At 28.3% G+C, this 16942-nt stretch carries 17 protein-coding genes and 1 pseudogene; 1 reads left to right on the top strand and 17 read right to left on the bottom strand.

Features of this window, described 5'->3' with window-relative positions; genetic code table 11:
* Positions 1 to 9: 9 nt before the first annotated feature.
* The 6 genes from IC174_RS01435 to IC174_RS01415 all read right to left on the bottom strand — a co-directional run bounded on the left by IC174_RS01435 (position 10) and on the right by IC174_RS01415 (position 3467).
* The gene (locus IC174_RS01435) at positions 10 to 789 is read right to left on the bottom strand and encodes an ABC transporter ATP-binding protein (RefSeq protein ID WP_227433848.1); all 780 of its coding nucleotides are present in this window, start codon (positions 787 to 789) and stop codon (positions 10 to 12) included.
* A 1-nt stretch (position 790) separates the two neighbouring features.
* Entirely contained in the window at positions 791 to 1801 is a 1011-nt protein-coding gene (locus IC174_RS01430) for a FecCD family ABC transporter permease (RefSeq protein WP_413926936.1), read from the bottom strand.
* Between the two features lie 4 nt (positions 1802 to 1805).
* The gene (locus tag IC174_RS01425; RefSeq protein ID WP_227481945.1) at positions 1806 to 2540 is read right to left on the bottom strand and encodes an enolase N-terminal-like fold-containing protein; all 735 of its coding nucleotides are present in this window, start codon (positions 2538 to 2540) and stop codon (positions 1806 to 1808) included.
* A gap of 280 nt (positions 2541 to 2820) precedes the next feature.
* Positions 2821 to 3045 (bottom strand): PTS transporter subunit EIIB, encoded by a 225-nt coding sequence (locus tag IC174_RS01420; RefSeq protein WP_227482144.1) that lies wholly within the window; start codon positions 3043 to 3045, stop codon positions 2821 to 2823.
* A 90-nt stretch (positions 3046 to 3135) separates the two neighbouring features.
* Positions 3136 to 3267, bottom strand: coding sequence for a hypothetical protein (locus tag IC174_RS21000; RefSeq protein ID WP_255613126.1), 132 nt, complete (start codon positions 3265 to 3267; stop codon positions 3136 to 3138).
* Positions 3268 to 3329: 62 nt separating this feature from the next.
* Positions 3330 to 3467, bottom strand: coding sequence for a hypothetical protein (locus IC174_RS01415; RefSeq protein WP_227481944.1), 138 nt, complete (start codon positions 3465 to 3467; stop codon positions 3330 to 3332).
* Between the two features lie 144 nt (positions 3468 to 3611).
* On the opposite strand from IC174_RS01415, the gene IC174_RS01410 reads away from it, so the two are divergent.
* A complete protein-coding gene (locus IC174_RS01410) occupies positions 3612 to 4937 on the top strand; it encodes a hypothetical protein (RefSeq protein WP_227481943.1) in 1326 nt (441 codons plus the stop codon).
* 261 nt (positions 4938 to 5198) lie between these two features.
* Here IC174_RS01410 and IC174_RS01405 read toward each other — a convergent pair whose 3' ends face one another.
* The 11 genes and pseudogenes from IC174_RS01405 to IC174_RS01360 all read right to left on the bottom strand — a co-directional run bounded on the left by IC174_RS01405 (position 5199) and on the right by IC174_RS01360 (position 16935).
* Positions 5199 to 6578, bottom strand: coding sequence for a M20 family metallopeptidase (locus tag IC174_RS01405; protein WP_227481942.1), 1380 nt, complete (start codon positions 6576 to 6578; stop codon positions 5199 to 5201).
* Between the two features lie 30 nt (positions 6579 to 6608).
* Positions 6609 to 7817 (bottom strand): hypothetical protein, encoded by a 1209-nt coding sequence (locus tag IC174_RS01400; RefSeq protein WP_227433832.1) that lies wholly within the window; start codon positions 7815 to 7817, stop codon positions 6609 to 6611.
* 684 nt (positions 7818 to 8501) lie between these two features.
* Positions 8502 to 8906, bottom strand: coding sequence for a DUF3139 domain-containing protein (locus IC174_RS01395; protein WP_227433831.1), 405 nt, complete (start codon positions 8904 to 8906; stop codon positions 8502 to 8504).
* A 210-nt stretch (positions 8907 to 9116) separates the two neighbouring features.
* Entirely contained in the window at positions 9117 to 10304 is a 1188-nt protein-coding gene (locus tag IC174_RS01390; protein ID WP_227481941.1) for a macrolide family glycosyltransferase, read from the bottom strand.
* A 31-nt stretch (positions 10305 to 10335) separates the two neighbouring features.
* Positions 10336 to 10551, bottom strand: coding sequence for an AbrB/MazE/SpoVT family DNA-binding domain-containing protein (locus IC174_RS21320; protein ID WP_413926638.1), 216 nt, complete (start codon positions 10549 to 10551; stop codon positions 10336 to 10338).
* Between the two features lie 27 nt (positions 10552 to 10578).
* Positions 10579 to 10761, bottom strand: a pseudogene (locus IC174_RS21315) (helix-turn-helix transcriptional regulator); the annotation flags it as partial.
* Between the two features lie 160 nt (positions 10762 to 10921).
* On the bottom strand, positions 10922 to 11287 hold the full coding sequence (locus tag IC174_RS01380; RefSeq protein WP_227433828.1) for an ArsR/SmtB family transcription factor: 366 nt from the start codon (positions 11285 to 11287) through the stop codon (positions 10922 to 10924).
* A 15-nt stretch (positions 11288 to 11302) separates the two neighbouring features.
* Positions 11303 to 12079: a nitroreductase family protein gene (locus IC174_RS01375; protein WP_227481940.1), complete on the bottom strand. Its 777-nt coding sequence runs from the start codon at positions 12077 to 12079 to the stop codon at positions 11303 to 11305.
* Positions 12080 to 12472: 393 nt separating this feature from the next.
* Complete coding sequence (locus tag IC174_RS01370) at positions 12473 to 12922, bottom strand: PTS sugar transporter subunit IIA (protein WP_227433826.1); 450 nt, start codon at positions 12920 to 12922, stop codon at positions 12473 to 12475.
* Positions 12912 to 14819 (bottom strand): BglG family transcription antiterminator, encoded by a 1908-nt coding sequence (locus IC174_RS01365; protein ID WP_227481939.1) that lies wholly within the window; start codon positions 14817 to 14819, stop codon positions 12912 to 12914. The genes IC174_RS01370 and IC174_RS01365 overlap by 11 nt, the downstream gene beginning before the upstream one ends.
* A gap of 220 nt (positions 14820 to 15039) precedes the next feature.
* Complete coding sequence (locus IC174_RS01360; RefSeq protein ID WP_227481938.1) at positions 15040 to 16935, bottom strand: fructose-specific PTS transporter subunit EIIC; 1896 nt, start codon at positions 16933 to 16935, stop codon at positions 15040 to 15042.
* Between the last annotated feature and the right edge of the window lie 7 nt (positions 16936 to 16942).

Below are 16942 nucleotides of genomic sequence, written 5' to 3'. Positions count from 1 at the left end.
TTAAGTAAATTATATAGTTACACTTTTTGGTATGCAGACTCTAATTTTATCATCATATAAGCTGTTTAATTCTACATCTATGTTATATAATTTTTTAATTAGACCAGAATTAATTATGTACTTAGGCACACCAAAAGCTAATATTTCATGATTGTATAAAGCTAAAACCTTGTCTGCATACAAAAAGGCTTGGTCTGGATTATGTGTTGACTGAATTATTATATATCCATCCCTTGTTAATTCTTTTACTGTATTTAATACTCTAATTTGATTACCATAATCTAAATCAGAGGTTGGCTCGTCCATAATAAGTATCTTTGCATTTTGAGCTAAAGCTCTTGCAATAAGTACTAATTGTCTTTCTCCTCCACTTAAATTTATAAAATTCCTATCTTTTAAATAAGAAATTCCTATTTTGTCTAAAGATTCTTCAACTATTTCCATTTGTTTTTTAGTAGGTTTAGACATAGGTGAAATTTGTGATGTTGTTCCCATCAATACCATTTCAACAACAGAATAACTAAATACGGGATTATGAGACTGAGGGATATAAGCTATTTTTCTTGCTAGATTCTTAATTTTGTAATCCTTCAAGTTTTTTCCATCCAATAATATTTCACCTTTATATCCTTTTAATAACTGAAGTATACACTTAAACATAGTACTTTTCCCTGCACCATTAGGTCCTAATATACATAGTAACTGACTACCTTCAACATTAAAGGATATTTGATTAAGTACATTTTGATTTTTATAAAAATAACTGAGATCTTTAACTTCTAAAATCATATTAATCCCCTCTTTTCGTAATCAGATATATGAAAAATGGTACACCAATAAACGATGTTAATATACCTATAGGTATCTCACTAGTCCATAAATTTCTAGATACATTATCAACTAACAACAAAAACGATGCTCCAAACATAGCTGATGTTGGCAATAAATAAACAAAATTATTTCCAACTAATCTTCTAGATAAATGTGGTATTACAAGACCAACCCAACCTATCATTCCACTTACAGCAACACTTGCAGAAGTTAAAAGTGTAGCACATATAATAGTAATAAATCTTATACGCTTTGTATTTATCCCCATCGTTCTTGCCTCATCTTCTCCTACAGTCAATATGTTTATTTGCCAGCTAATAAGTATTAGAGGTACTATACCTATTAACATAGGAATAATTGCAAATTTTATGTCAGATATTTTAGCTCCTGATAAACTTCCCATTAACCAATATGTAATTGCAGGTAACTGGTCATTAGGGTCTGCTACAAGTTTTATAAAAGATGTACCTGAAGAAAATAATGAACTTACCATAATACCAGATAAAATTAAGCCTAACACTTTACTTCCCTTTGTTCTTTCACTTATCAAATAGACTAAAATTACAGTAATTAAACTAAAGATGAATGCACTAACTGTAACCTCTCTACCACTTTTATAAAGAAATAATGCTAAAGCAGCTCCAAATGCTGCTCCTGATGATGCCCCTAGTATATCTGGTGATGCCATAGGATTTAAAAAAATATATTGATATGATGCTCCTGCAGCTGCCAATGCCCCACCTACTAAACATGCAAGTACTATTCTTGGTAATCTAACATTTAAAAATATAGTTTCCATGCTATCTGTCCAAAACTTATCTATATTACATATTTTCGAAACTAAAATTCCAAATACTTGATGTGGTTCTACTGGATATTTTCCAAGTGCTAGTGATACTAATATCAATGTAATCAATATTATAACTAAACAAAACATAATTAACTTATTACTTTTTGCACTCTTATTCACTTATTTAATCCCCTTTTGTCTCTACTATTTTCATTATGTTACCTGTCTTTTCAATATCCTCATAAGGTGCACTTATTTTTACTAAATTAAAACATTTATCTATATCATCTACAACAAATCCACCTATATTTTTTATGCCTAATTTTTTGAAATCTGAAGATATAGGTGTCGATATATCACAAATTATGCTTTCTTTATTAAGTGAATCATTTGCTATTTTTATTAAATGTTTATTAATAATTAAGTCTCCACCTAAATATGTACTATCATAGTTTTCTACTAAATATCCATATGCTGATATGTTGTAATCCTCTTCTACTATTTTTCTATTGAAAAAATCCACATCATATCTAAATTTAATTTTATTTTTATTTTGAAGATTTCCCTCTACTACTGCTATTTTTTTTGATGAATCATCAATCATGGAAATGAAATGATGATTAATTTTCTCTAGGCTTAATGTTTTATTGCAAATATTCTGATTATAATAAGAATTTATTGCTGCTAATCCTAAACTAGCTTCTATAAAATTCCAAGATTTAATTGACTTGCATAAATCTTTTAAAGACATATTTATTTTTATATCGTTTTCAAAAGGAAATCTTTTATCAGATAATAAATGACTAATACCTGCTCCATAATCTGTTATTACCATAGCAAACTCTGAGCCTATAATAAAATCTTTTACTCTTATGTTTTCTGGTATTTTATCTATTAAATTATTATAAAACTCCCACATTTTGTCACCCCCTTCAAAGTAATTATATTATGTTTTATTATATTTAGCTATATTTTTTTATATTTTTCTGTATTTTTAGTTATGTTTCATTATGTTTTACCATGTTTAATTGTATTACACTTCATTATTTTTTAATTTAACCTTTCTATTTTGAAATCATAAGTTTATTTAGTAGATGTGGCTATTATGCACAAGTTTTCCATAGATTCAAAATAACTATAATACTCTTGCAACTAAAAAAGCCATGCAAACTAATCTAATTTACATGGCTTTATACTCATCAATCTACACCTAACACAACTTTAATTTTAGATGCTATTGTAATAACTCTTGGCCCAAATATAACTTGAACTGAATTTTTCTTCCTAACAACTCCACTTGCACCTAGCTCATTTACCCAAAAACCATCCTCATAGAATCCATCTATTTGGTTTAGCTCTACTCTAGACCTAGTTGCACAGTTCGTAATACTTTTTATATTGTCACTTCCTGCTAAACCTTCTATTATAGAATGTACAAGTTCTGTATCTTTGTCTTCTACTGTATCTTCTACTGCACAATTATTTACTGCTTTAAAATTATCTACATCTTGTCTTTATCTATACTCTTTCTTACTGTAAAGCTTAACTTCTTCTGAGCTTCTTCCTGGTGTCTTTATATCAAACTTCTTAATTGCACATGTGAATATTACATAAGTAACTATAAAGAATATTGGTAAGTATCTCATTACAATAAATCCTAAATCATTTATTACTTTAATGAATATATTTATAAATAAGTCTTCATGTATTAATCCACAAGCCTTAAATCAGAAACATTTTCCATATTTGCAAAAGCTAACCCTAATTCTATAAATATCCCTGCTAGAACAAGTAATATAATAGGAATCATCATTGATTCAGAAAGTACTTGTAATTTATCCTTCATCTTGTATAGATTATAATTAGTTAGACAATAAATATTTGAGCATGATATTATTATATATAATAGTACAAAGAAATATAGTTTTGCCATGAATAGAAAAAGTAAAAGTTATATAAATAACTATAATAATTGAAAAGGAAGTAATCTATGAAAATAGCAATCATAACAACTGAATTTTTAAAAGAATTTGTAGCTAATTCTATAAAAAAATTAAATATTAATGCAGAAATTGAAATATATATTTATAAAGATTTTTCTCATGTTGGAGATTTATATCTAGAAATCGAAGATAAGTTTGATGGATTCGCAGTCAGTGGACCTATACCTAAGGAAGCTATTACAAAAAAAGTTGGTACTATAAAAAAACCTTTAGTTGATTTTGGTACTGATTTACAAAGTTATTACGATATGTTTCTAAAACTTATTTTTAAATACAATACATTAGATTTTTCTAGAGCATACTTTGACCTAATGGATTGGGCAGATAATCCAAAAGACATATCATATTATCTATCAAATGGTACATTTGGAGATTTAATGTGTAGTATTAATGAAAATGCCTCTAAGATGAGTTTATCTGATATAGCAGAGCTTGAAAAAAATATTGAAAAAAAACATATTAAGTTATGGAATGAAGGGAAAATTGATTTTTCTACTACTCGTTTTAGTAGTATTGTCCCTATGTTACAAGATGCAGGAGTAAATTTTCACTTCATATATCCTGACATAAATTTATTGAAAAGTACTTTTAATGAATTAATAAAGGACATTCATCTGCATAGAATGAAGGTAAACCAACCTGGTGTAATATATATAACAGTTAAAGATATGAACCATTATGATTATACTATAGACCAAATTTATAAAATATTAAACAATCTAAAAAAAGATAAATTAACTGATTTTATAATTGAAAAGGATACTAGCTCTTTTAAGATTTTTACTAAATGTGAGACCATTAAATCATTAACTAAAAATTTCACTACATGTTATATAAAAGAATCTATTGAAAATAGTATAAACCTTAAAGTATGTGTTGGGTATGGAATTGGTAATAATATAAAACAAGCCATGTCTAATGCTATAAATGCTAATAAGGAATCTAAAATAAATCCTTTAAACTACAGTTTCTTAGTTAATGAAAGTTATGAGACAATAGGCCCTTTACTATGTGATAAATTACTTACTGTTTCAAATAAAGTAACTCCACACATAAATACAATTGCTAAAAATTCCAAATTGTCTACTCTTACTATTCAAAAGATTATATCCGTTATTGAAATTCTACAAAGAGATGAAGTTACTCCTAAGGAATTATCTTCTTGTTTAAATGTAACAGTAAGAACTGCCAATAGATTTTTAAGTAGTCTACTAAAGTCTGGAAATGCTACTATATTATACGAAAAACAAAACTCAACAAAAGGTAGACCTGAGAGGGTATACAAATTATTTATATCAGAAAACAAACATTAAAATCTAGAGTACATAAAAATATTTTATCATTGAATAGTAAATAAAGTTATATGATTTTCTAAAAGGTATATCCCATATTTGTTTTTTAAGATATACCTTTTGTGATATTTATTAATAATTTATGTTATTCCCTATTAAAATTATTTTCTAGCCATTTCACTTCGCAATGAGCAAATAAACAGTAAAATTTCGTGTTCTTTTGATAATGAAAAAATGCTGGCATAAAAATTGTAATCTTATATTTTAAACTTTATATCTCATTTAAGGAGTTGGAATATCATCTGGAATAGGACACTTATATGTTTTTCCATTCATAGATTTATCGAATTCTTCTTTTGCCTTTTTAGCTATATCTGGATTATTCAGTATCTTAGCTCCAAACATAGCCATAATTTTTGCCGCATATATCATACCTTTTTCTCCAATAGAACTTCCTGCACAAGATGTAAACTGCCAACTATGCCCAGGTGCCCCTAAGTTTGTACATCCTGTAAAAAAGTAGGCTGTAGGAACTATATGCATTACATCTCCAATATCAGTAGAACCATAGCTATTAAAGTTCGTAACATTTCCTCCACCATAATATAGATGAGTTCCTTCTGGTAAATTATATTTATTTATCATAGCCTTATATTGTTGTGGGCTTTGTCTATCTAATTCAGCTGCAAAATCCAATTCATCTTGAGTCCAAGGCTCTTGTTTAATATTATCCATACATTCTGACACAAGATTTGCTAAGACATGATTATTTAGAGTATTATAACATCCTCCTAAAAACTCTACTTCAACCTCAGTCTCAGTCATCATTGCAGCTCCTTTTGCTACTTTTATAAGTCTTTCATATGTATTTTCTACAGCTTCCCTACTTAAAGCTCTTGTATAATACCATACTGATGCTTTATCAGGAACTATGTTAGGTGCTACTCCTCCATCTGTAATGGTATAATGAATTCTTACATCAGAAGTAACATGTTCTCTCAAATAATTAGCTCCTACATTAGTAAGTTCTACAGCATCTAAAGCACTTCTTCCATTTTGCGGGTCTGAACCAGCATGTGCAGTTTTTCCTTTAAAATGAAATTTTACAGAGTTAACAGCTGTTGATATGCCAACTGTAGCTTCACTAATTTTATTTGGATGGAAATTTATAGCTAAGTCTAATCCTTTAAATGCACCACCTCTAGCCATAAATCCTTTACCTGTTAACTGTTCTTCTCCTGGACATGCATAAAATACTATAGTTCCACTTAAATTGTTTTCTATCATTTCTCTTTTAAGTCCTACTACTGCTCCTACATGTGCAGTACATAATAAGTTATGTCCACATCCATGACCATAACCGCCCAATTCAAATGCTTCTTGCTTTGTTGAAACTTTTTGGTTTAAACCAGGTAGCGCATCAAACTCTCCCATAAAACCTATAACTGGTTTTCCTGAGCCAAAACTAGCCTTAATAGCTGTATCTAAACCTCCTACTCCTATTTCTACATCAAATCCTTCACTTCTTAGAAAATTTGCTGTATTTTCACATGCTTTGAATTCTTTAAATGCTTTCTCTGGATTTTTCCATATTTTCTTACTTAAATCATCAAGTTTGAGTCTTTTTTCATCTATCTCATTTATAGAAATATTTCCTATCATTAACTTTACCTCCCATAAATCTATTTTACATTAACCAAATATAAGTGGACCTATTATACTAGCAAATGCCACTGAAGCAATAGTTACAGTAACAAATCCCCCTATAATCATTTTTGGTAATAAATAATCTGTTGCCCTTTGCTTCTCTTCTACAGTTCCTTCCATAGCATCAATACCTTCATTAGAAATTATCTGTGTTGCTGGATAAGCAAGCATACAAGTTACACCAATTGCTGCTGACATTCTTGGAGAGTATCCTAATAACTTTCCTACAATTGCAGTAAATAGTATTATGAATACAGCTCCTACAACTAGAATTCCTATAGTTGGAACAATCATTGCAAATAATGCTGTTGGAGTTACCTTAGCAAGTCCTCCAGGTAACATTAACATACATCCAAACATTATAATTCCATTAGATTGAGATTTATCTAAAATTCCCTTTTCTAAAAATCCTATTCGTGTAAAAATTAAACCTACTAACAAGCATGCTATATTTGGATTTAAATAATAATTTGCTGGAGTAAATCCTGGTATTAGAGTAGCTAATCCTACAAAGTTCCCAATCATAGCAACAAATGAAAGTTTTGCAAGATATACTAGATTGGAGGATTTCTTATTTGATTCTTCTTTAAAAATTCTCATACTTGGAAGCTTAAAATTACTCTTTGATACATCCTTTAAGAAATCTCCCCTATCTCTTTTAAATTTTAATTCTTTATTTATGCAATATGTTGTTATAGGAATACCAAAGAATTTTTGAAATGACAATACTAGGATTACAAATGCTGCAAGTTCAGGTCTATTTGCTGCTTCTGCAACCGTTGTTACAATAATACCAGCAACAGTAGAACCTGCTATTGGAGGTGCTGCTATTAAAGCATACTCTCTACCAAATAACATACTACCAACTGTGAAACAACCAACCGCTATGCCTACAATACCTACTAATGCAATTACAACTGTTTTCCATTCATGGCATAAATCCTCAAGGTTTATAAGCGTTCCCAAGTTAGTTATTAACAATGCTATACCAAAGTTACTCATTGCAGCTAATATCCCTGATGCTCCTGTAACATCTTTTGGAAGAATATTTGTCCAAAAACCTAATAAAAATATAATACATACAAATAGCAATGTTGAAATTGCACCTTTTGTTTTCTTAGATAAAAACTCACTAAAAGCATAAATCATTACACATACAGTAAAGCAAGTAAGCGGATTCCAAAAATTTTCCATTGTTGTTTCCTCCTAAATATAATAATTTTTATCAATAAAACAATAATTATAAAGTGTGTATTCTGTAGTTATTCTCAACTACATATAGCACAATTTGATATTTTTTGATGATATTTTATATGTCTCAAATTATTCCTAAAATACCTAATATAAATTAATAACATATCCATTAATATTGTTAAGAGATACCTTATTTTAACTATTTCTTTTAAGTCTTCTTTAGGTGCAAACTTGTATTTGCTAATGCCTCCCCTCTTTAAGTTAGACTATATCTAGCGACTTTAGAAATCGTATTCCTAGCAATAACAATTATTTGTCATATTAAATAAATGATAAACTATATGTCTATAGTAGTCCTAAATTATTCTTAAATTAGTAAAAAAAAATAAATTTACTAAAATAAGGTCACTAGTTTTTATTTTGTCAAACTATTCTTGATATAAATTATAATTTCAAACTTTACTTTTGTCAATATATTCTGACAATAAATTACAAGTTTATAGTTTTAGAATTATTCTTAATCTTCTTATATCACCATGTACTTTATACTTAAATGATTATCATTCAGAAGTTATTCTAGAAGATTCCTACTATATATTACTTTTTATACAATATACTTTTTTAAGATTGAATATAATGTTATGTATCTATTTTTCAATAAAAATACTCCTATTTTATCATGAGCTATTTATCCAACATGCCTTTAAGATAAATTGGTGGATGCTTTACACCTTTTAATTCTTCATTGCTTTTTAAAAGTTTATTATTATTTTCCATATCATAAATTTGTAACATTACTTTATTTACATATAGAGCATAATAATCATCACTATAAAAATATTGATATTCATATTGAGGGTCATCTTTGTAATATACTCTATATAGTATTCCTTTGTAGCTTGCTTTCTTTGCTTTTTCTCTTGTAATACTCTTTATATTATCTTTTGAAATATCTTGCTTTACCATATACTTGTTAATATATATTTCAGCCTCCTTCCATGGTTTAATGTAGTTTTTATACACAACAAACCCTGTTACACTTATAATACTTATAATTAATACTCCTAAAATAACTTTATACTTTTTCATATTAATCCTCCCTACTTCAATCTAAATTTTTTTCAGTTCTAATGTTAAAAACTTGATATAATATACTAAAAAAGAGATGTTATATTTTTTTATTAAAATATAACATCTCTCATATTTAGTATCAATATATATGCCCCAACTGGTAGGTTAAGTGACCCCACTGTCAGTATTTTGATTAAGTGGTATGTATTGTCCATTTTAACCAATTTACTATATTTTAATTGCTCTACTATCACATATAAACTGTAATATCACATCTGCTGCTTTTTTTGAACCTCCTGCATTATAAAAACTTTTTGATAGTTTAGTTGCATTTTCTTTGTATTCATTATCATTCATAACTTGAAATACTGCATCTTTAATATCTTTTGATTTATTTTCTTTTAACATGAGCCCTGCGCCCAAATAAGTAACTCTATTAGCTACCATTCTCTGCTCCGAATGTTGTGGAAATAATACCATAGGTACTCCATAATATAAACTTTCATTAACACTATTCATCCCACAATGAGTAATAAACACATCAGTTTCTTGAAGTACAGTAGTCTGTTTGACACTATTTTTAACTTCAAAATTATTTGGTATATGTCCTAAACTTTTAATATCAGTATCACTACCAACAGACATAATTACATCAACCTCATAATCTTCAAATGCATTTATACAGTTTTTATAAAAGTTAATATTTTTATTATTAATTGTACCAAGTGAAATATATATTAGCTTTTTCTTTCTCTCTTTGGATCCAATAATTACCTTTGATACTGATGGCCCTACAAATGAATATTTACTAGAAAAAGTTTCTACCATTGGTTGAAATTCTTTTGATGTATATACAATAGTATTCGTATCATCATCATTAGAAACTATAGAAATAAAGTTTTTTACCTCATATCCTTTTCTTCGTAAAAGCTTTATTTTTTTATTAATGCGTCTCATACCAAAAACCATACGTATAATTTCTATAAAGCTTTGTTTCATCATCTTCGCTGTATGTTTATTAATCGCGAAAGTTGTTGTAGAACATATATATGGAATATTAAGTTTTTGTGCAAATAATTTTCCCCAAAAACTTAGTGAATCTGATACAATACAATCTGGATTAAATTCTTTAAGTTCTCTACAAACTTTTTCATCTAAAGATATGGTAGTATCTACTATCATCTCAATTAACCCAGAAAAATCTTTACCAATTTTTTTCTCATCTCCAGGACGTAATTCTGGAAGATATTTATCACAACAAATAAATTTTGCTCCAGCACCTTCAATTTTATCTTTAAATTCATTAAAAGAATAATACAATACCTCATTCCTTCTATCTACCAATTCACAAACTACTTCAACGGTAGGATTGGTGTGACCATATGCAGGAATACTGAAAAATACTATTTTACCCATATTTTATCCATCCTTTTATAATTTTTTTAAATTACTCTTCTTTACTTATTACCCCCATATGACCTATAAAATTTATCAAATCACGTTGATGAACAATTCCTAATCCTCTTTCTTCATCTCCTAGTATCAATAATTTGTCCCCTGAGTTTATATTAAATACATCCCTTGCTTCTTTTGGAATAACAATCTGACCACGTTCACCAACTACGACAGCTCCAAAGAAAAATTTTCCTGTAGGTGGTACTATAATCCCTGATTTTTCTTCCGAATGATTAACTAAATCATCTAATCTGACATTATACAATTTTGCAAGTTTAATACAACTATCTATATCAGGAGTAGATTCTCCATTTTCCCATTTTGCTACTGATTGTCTAGAAACATTAAGTTTTTCAGCTAATTCTTCTTGTGTGTACTGGTGAATTTTTCTTAGTCTTTTCAAATTCGTATTAATCATATTTTTCATACCTCCTATGTTTATAGTATTAGATTTATTACTTAAATTCTATCAACTAATCTTAACATTCATGTATATATTTTTATACATAAAAAAGAGCTATCACAGAACAAATTTAATTTATTCATGCGACAACCCCTTTTTGCTAAATCACTTTATTTTACTCACCTTTTCTTACATCATCTTCACCAATATGTTGTATTCCAACAAATATAAGATTTATTAGCTCTGTTAGTGATTTCCATTGTGATTTTTTTGAATCAAGATAATAATAATTTCTAGTTCCTTCTCTACGTACATTAACAATTTCTGCTTCTTTCAATATTTTAAGATGATGAGATACAGCAGGGCGAGAAAGATGTGTTTTTTCTGTAATTTCTCCTACTCGTATACCATTGAAGTCACTTTCTAGGAGTGTTATTAAAATCAACTGTCTAGTTTCATCTCCCATAGCAGAAATAGCTTTACGACATTCTTTAAATTTAGATGTTATTTCTTGTATTCTTTGCTGACATTCTTTTTCCATAAACTCCTCCATACCTTATAAGTATCTAACACTTGCTGGTTCTTTTTGTGCAGTACGTCTATATTTAACATCTGGATATCCAATCACTAGTGTCATAAGTACATGATTCCTGTGTTTTAGACCTAAAAGTTTTTTTAACTTTGGTGAATTATTTGCTACATCTGAAAAATATCCACTAAATAAAACCCCCAGACCATAAGATTCTGCCATTAGTGCCATATTAGATGCTGCAAGTGAACCACTAATCTTATCTTTTGTTACTATCATTATTGCAATAGGAGCATGCTTGAAGAAAAAGTTATCATTAACCTCAACTTCCTTTGAATATTTAACAGCAATATTTGCAATAGGTTTTATTTTTCTAAAAAATCTCACTGCTTCCTTTTCATATATTGCTTTTTTATTGTCTAAAACAATATATGATACATCTTGTGAATTTTTAGCACTAGGTGTGTATCTACCTGCTTCAATAATTTGCTTTACAATTTCTGAAGAAACTTCTTTATCTTTAAATTTCCGGATACTTCTTCTAGATTTAATTGCCATTAGTAATTCATCTGAGTCTAAGTTTGGCTTATTTGTAAGTTCTATTGGTGGTTCATCAAACCCAGTAAGTGTAATAGCTTCTTTGGGACAGATTGCTGCACAGTGTCCACACATTAGACAATCTTGTTTTTTAATTACTGATTTTTTATTTTCTATAATTATATTATTTACTGGACAATCATTTTTACAAAGTCCACATCCAATACAAAGGTCTTTATTAACTTCAATTATATGTTGATATTTCATATACATTCATCTACCTTTCGTTCATTAGTTTAAACTATTATAACACGAAGATGTTTTTTATATTCATTGGTAAAGAATTTGATTACCATTAAATTTTTAATACCTCTATTACACAAGTTTTTTATAGATTTTAAAGTATTATAGGTTTTGTATAATAAAAAAGACAAACTTGAAATTTAAGCTCGTCTTTTTTATCTCTTACTATAAAATAAACTCTCTCTTCCTTTTTAGCAAATCTCTCCATGAATCCTGCTACATTATTATCAACTAATAACTTTCCTTTGTTTAATCCTAATAACTCATATCAATAATTTGGCACATGTTTATAATCGGTAACGATGATAACACATTTTTCATTCCAAAATAAATTCAAATTTATAGTTTATACAATATCTATGCTTCATAAAATACACCTACTATTTCTTTTTTGGTATGTGCACTTAAAAGCCTTTCACTTATATCTTTACCACCTAAAATATAAGATATTTTAGATATTAACATTATATCTTCTTTACCTTCAGATTGTGGCATAGCAAACATAATTACTAATTTTACAGGCAAGCCATCTATACTTGGCCAATCTACACCTTCTCTAGATTTACCTATTACCACAGATGCTTTCTTTACATACTTTGTTTTTCCATGTGGCATAGCCATTTGATAACCTATACTTGTAGAGCCCATTTTCTCTCTATGCTTTAGTGCCTTTATAAACTTACTTTTTGAAGTTATACTTCCTTTATCATATAATTTATCTACTAATTCTTGTATTATACCTTCTTTTGTAGTTGATTTTAAGTCTAAAATAACACTTTCTTCGCTTAATATTTCTCTAATTTCCATTTATTTTCTCCAGTACATTGTTATCAAATAATATTTTAATATCCTCTTCTCTTTCGCAATCTATTATATAATTTATATAGTTCTTTTGCCTATATAGATTTGATACTTCAATCAGAATATGTTTTAAAAAGCTATGATTACTAGTTTCTAAGTAAAGGTCAATCGTTCTATTAATATTATTGACATTCATTATTCCCTTATTTACTTTACTTTGATTGCATATATATATATTTAAATCTTTTCCTAATGCAATAGATTCATATTTACTGCTTAAATTCATACCTATTAAACTTCTCATCTGGCTTACATCAAAATTAAAATATATATTATCTTTTAAATATACTCCTAATAAGTTTGTATCTAAGTCCATACTTTTTCTAGGTTTATTAAGTAAAGCATTTTTTATATTATTAATATCACTTTCCATTAATAGTACTGATACAACTATATGTGATTTCTCTTTCAAATCTAAATTTACAGTAGATATTACAAAATCTACATCATCCAAATTTCGCTTATTCAACTGATGCATGGGAATTATATCAACTATAGTCCATTCAGGAAATTCTCTTTTTAATCTAGCAGCAAGAAGCTGAGATGTTCCATATCCTGTATTACAAACTACTATTACTCTTTTACTACTCATATTTCTTTCTATAGCTGCTTGAAAATATGTAGCAATATACGAAACTTCATCTATACTAATATTCTTCAGATTATAATGCTCTGTCATAATATTTATAGTCATCATGCATAACCCCAATACCTCAGAAAATCGCTCTTGTATCTCTTCTAATAATGGATTTTTTATTTGGATATCATATCTTAATCTGTTTAACATGTGTCTTACATGAGATGTCAGACTTTTTTGCAGTAGTTCATCATCTTTAAGATTTATATTTAAAAACTGTGACATATTCTCTATCATTATAGATGATATTTTTTCACTATCACTTAATATATCTGATTCATCATTGCAACGCTTATTGCTTTCGCTACTAAATCCAGATGATACTAAATATATATATATATATTTAATTTCATCTTTAGTTATTTTTACTCTGTATCTATTTTCTATTTTACCTATAAGTGTAGTGACCTTTTGATATACTAACTCATCCAAATTACATATAGAGACTTCCTTTTCTTCCTGAAAATCTATTTGATTACCTTCTTCAACTCTCTTTAAGCATATAAGTATATGTGTAATTAAATTTATATAGTAGGGCTGACTTATAACATATCCTAAATTATCTTCTAATTCTGTAATTATAGTTTCTACAAATATGATAGAATCAATATCAAATAAATTTATCAATGCACTAAATGTAGCAGAATCTAATCTGGTTAACTCAGATATATCGTGCTGTTCATAATTTTCATCTAATAAATCATCTACCATCTTAGCAATCGATTTCCTTATATCTACTTCTTTACCTATAATTTTAGTTCCCTCTAAGGTTTTATTAAGTTTTAAATTATATTCTTTTATCCATTCCTCTATATATTTAAAATCATTTACTATAGAAGTTTTACTTACATAATATTTATCCGATAACTGATTTATTGAAGTTATATTATTTGAATTTAATAATAGATATTTTAAAATTTCCATTCTTCTTTGCTCTACTGATAAAGACTTATTTCCCTTTGGTTGTATATTTAAACTATTAATTAGGTCTATATCTTTCTTTGCTGACGCTTCTATTAATATTCCGCAACCCCTTTTTATATCAATTTTTATACCGAAAGTTTCTAAATATATCTCAATCATCTTCAAATCTTTTTGTAATGTTTTATCTGATACATTTAATTTATCTTTAAAGTATTTTATAGGTCTATATTCACTTTCATTTAATATCAATTTAAGAAATTCAATTTGCCTTGATGCAAGCATACTTATGCCCCCTACCCATTTTTTGATATTTCTATTAATTACTATTTTAGCATATTTAATAACTATGTAAAAATACTAAAATACTTCTGTATCATAAAAGAATTTATGATACACTTTACAAAATCGATATAATATAGGATATAATTTTAAAATAAAAAATAAGGATATTGAGAGGTTGCTAACTACTTCCAATATCCTTATTTTAACTCTTATTTATAATTTAAGCACCAAGTACTTCAACTTCACCACTTCCACTCTTTATAGTAGGCTTTGTTATTCCTATAATTAAAGTTGTTATTACTGTACCAGCTAATATACAAGCTATATACGCAACTGGTGCACTACATGCAAATGGTATTACAAATATTCCTCCATGTGGTGCCATCAAGGTTATATCTAAACTCATACATATTGCCCCACCTATACAAGAACCAATTATGTTTGCCGGAATCATTCTTAACGGATCTGCAGCTGCAAAGGGTATTGCTCCTTCCGTTATAAAAGATGCTCCCATTATAGCAGTTGGTAGTGCTGACTTTCTTTCTTCTTTAGTAAACTTATTTTTAAATATTAACATGGCTAATGCTATTGCTAATGGAGGTACCATTCCACCCACCATTAATGCTGCTGATGGTTCAAATACATTACTAGAAAACATAGCTAATCCAAATGCAGAAGCTGTTTTATTAATAGGTCCTCCCATATCTGATGCCATCATTCCTGCTAATATTGCACCTAGTAATACTTTATTAGTTCCAGACATACTTTGTAACCAGGACTGTAAAGCTTCATTTAACCATGATGCTGGTGTATTAACTACGAAGAACATTATAGCTCCACTTGTGAATGCAATCAGCAGTGGACATATCAGTACAGCATTTACCCCTTTTAATACATCTGGTAAGTTTTCTGTTATCTTCATTACTCCTAAAGCTATATATCCAGTTGCAAATCCTGCTACCATACCTCCTAGGAATCCTGAACCTCCAATAACTGCCATAAAACCAGCTATCATAGCAGGAGCAAAACCTTGTCTTCCTGCAATTGATTTAGCTATAAAACCAGCAAGTATTGGTATGAATAACTTAAATGCTGAATCGCCTCCAAGTTGTCCAAAAAATCCAGCTATAGGATTGTATGTTTCATGAGTTGGGTCTGATGCAAATATACCAAACATAAATGCTATAGCTATACCAATCCCACCTACTACTACAAATGGAATCATTTCAGATACACCATTCATTAAGTGCTTATAAATACCTTTTTTCTCTGACCCTTGAAGTATTTCTTTTGAATCTTCTAAAGTTTTTCCACCTGGCTTAATTTCTTTAGCCATTCCATTTTCAGCATTTATAATTAAATTTTTGGCTAATGAAACATTCTTAGCATCTGCTACTTTCTTTTGTAATACTTTCTTTCCTATAAATCTACTTGTTTGAACTTCTCTATCACAAGCTATTATTACGTATTCAGCTCTTTTTATATCTTCTTTAGTTAACTTATTTTCTACACCTATGGCTCCATGTGTTTCTATTTTAACTTCATATCCAAGTTCTTGACCTGCTTCTTCTAACGCTTTTTTTGCCATAAAAGTATGAGCTATACCTGTTGGACATCCTGTTATTCCAACTATAAGACCTTTATTTTGATTATTACTTGAATCTCCTGATTCTACAGCTTTATAATTAAATATATCTAATATTTCATATGGAGTTTCTGCACTTAGTAGGTTCTTAATAAGATTTTCATCCATTAAATATGTAGCTAGTTTAGATATAATCTTAAGATGCTCGTCTAAACCTGACTCTGGAACTGCTATCATAAAAAATGACCTAAGTTTTTGACCATCATTATCCGTGATATCCTTATCTGTTCTTAAATACATCATTACAGGTCGCTTTACTGTACTTGACTTAGCATGAGGGATAGCTATTAAATTTCCCATGTTAGTTGGTGATTCTTTTTCACGTTTATTAATATCAATTATAAACTTTTCTTTATCATTTATATAATTTCCATGATACAAATGATTTGCCATATAATCAATTACATCTTTTTTAGTTTGTAATTGTTTATCTAATACAATACAATCACTACGTAATATTTTATCTACCATAAATTCG

The organism is Clostridioides sp. ES-S-0001-03 (assembly GCF_020676075.1).
GTDB lineage: Bacteria > Bacillota > Clostridia > Peptostreptococcales > Peptostreptococcaceae > Clostridioides.
This window is presented reverse-complemented; position numbering and strand designations above follow the sequence as displayed.

Bases quoted from the DNA above. Each gene is read 5' to 3' on its own strand.
- IC174_RS01435 (WP_227433848.1), bottom strand. From the start codon at position 789: ATGATTTTAGAAGTTAAAGATCTCAGTTATTTTTATAAAAATCAAAAT.
- IC174_RS01425 (WP_227481945.1), bottom strand. From the start codon at position 2,540: ATGTGGGAGTTTTATAATAATTTAATAGATAAAATACCAGAAAACATA.
- IC174_RS21000 (WP_255613126.1), bottom strand. From the start codon at position 3,267: ATGAGATACTTACCAATATTCTTTATAGTTACTTATGTAATATTCACA.
- IC174_RS01415 (WP_227481944.1), bottom strand. From the start codon at position 3,467: ATGAAGGATAAATTACAAGTACTTTCTGAATCAATGATGATTCCTATT.
- IC174_RS01410 (WP_227481943.1), top strand. From the start codon at position 3,612: ATGAAAATAGCAATCATAACAACTGAATTTTTAAAAGAATTTGTAGCT.
- IC174_RS01405 (WP_227481942.1), bottom strand. From the start codon at position 6,578: ATGATAGGAAATATTTCTATAAATGAGATAGATGAAAAAAGACTCAAA.
- IC174_RS01400 (WP_227433832.1), bottom strand. From the start codon at position 7,817: ATGGAAAATTTTTGGAATCCGCTTACTTGCTTTACTGTATGTGTAATG.
- IC174_RS01395 (WP_227433831.1), bottom strand. From the start codon at position 8,906: ATGAAAAAGTATAAAGTTATTTTAGGAGTATTAATTATAAGTATTATA.
- IC174_RS01390 (WP_227481941.1), bottom strand. From the start codon at position 10,304: ATGGGTAAAATAGTATTTTTCAGTATTCCTGCATATGGTCACACCAAT.
- IC174_RS01380 (WP_227433828.1), bottom strand. From the start codon at position 11,287: ATGGAAAAAGAATGTCAGCAAAGAATACAAGAAATAACATCTAAATTT.
- IC174_RS01375 (WP_227481940.1), bottom strand. From the start codon at position 12,079: ATGAAATATCAACATATAATTGAAGTTAATAAAGACCTTTGTATTGGA.
- IC174_RS01370 (WP_227433826.1), bottom strand. From the start codon at position 12,922: ATGGAAATTAGAGAAATATTAAGCGAAGAAAGTGTTATTTTAGACTTA.
- IC174_RS01365 (WP_227481939.1), bottom strand. From the start codon at position 14,819: ATGCTTGCATCAAGGCAAATTGAATTTCTTAAATTGATATTAAATGAA.
- IC174_RS01360 (WP_227481938.1), bottom strand. From the start codon at position 16,935: ATGGTAGATAAAATATTACGTAGTGATTGTATTGTATTAGATAAACAA.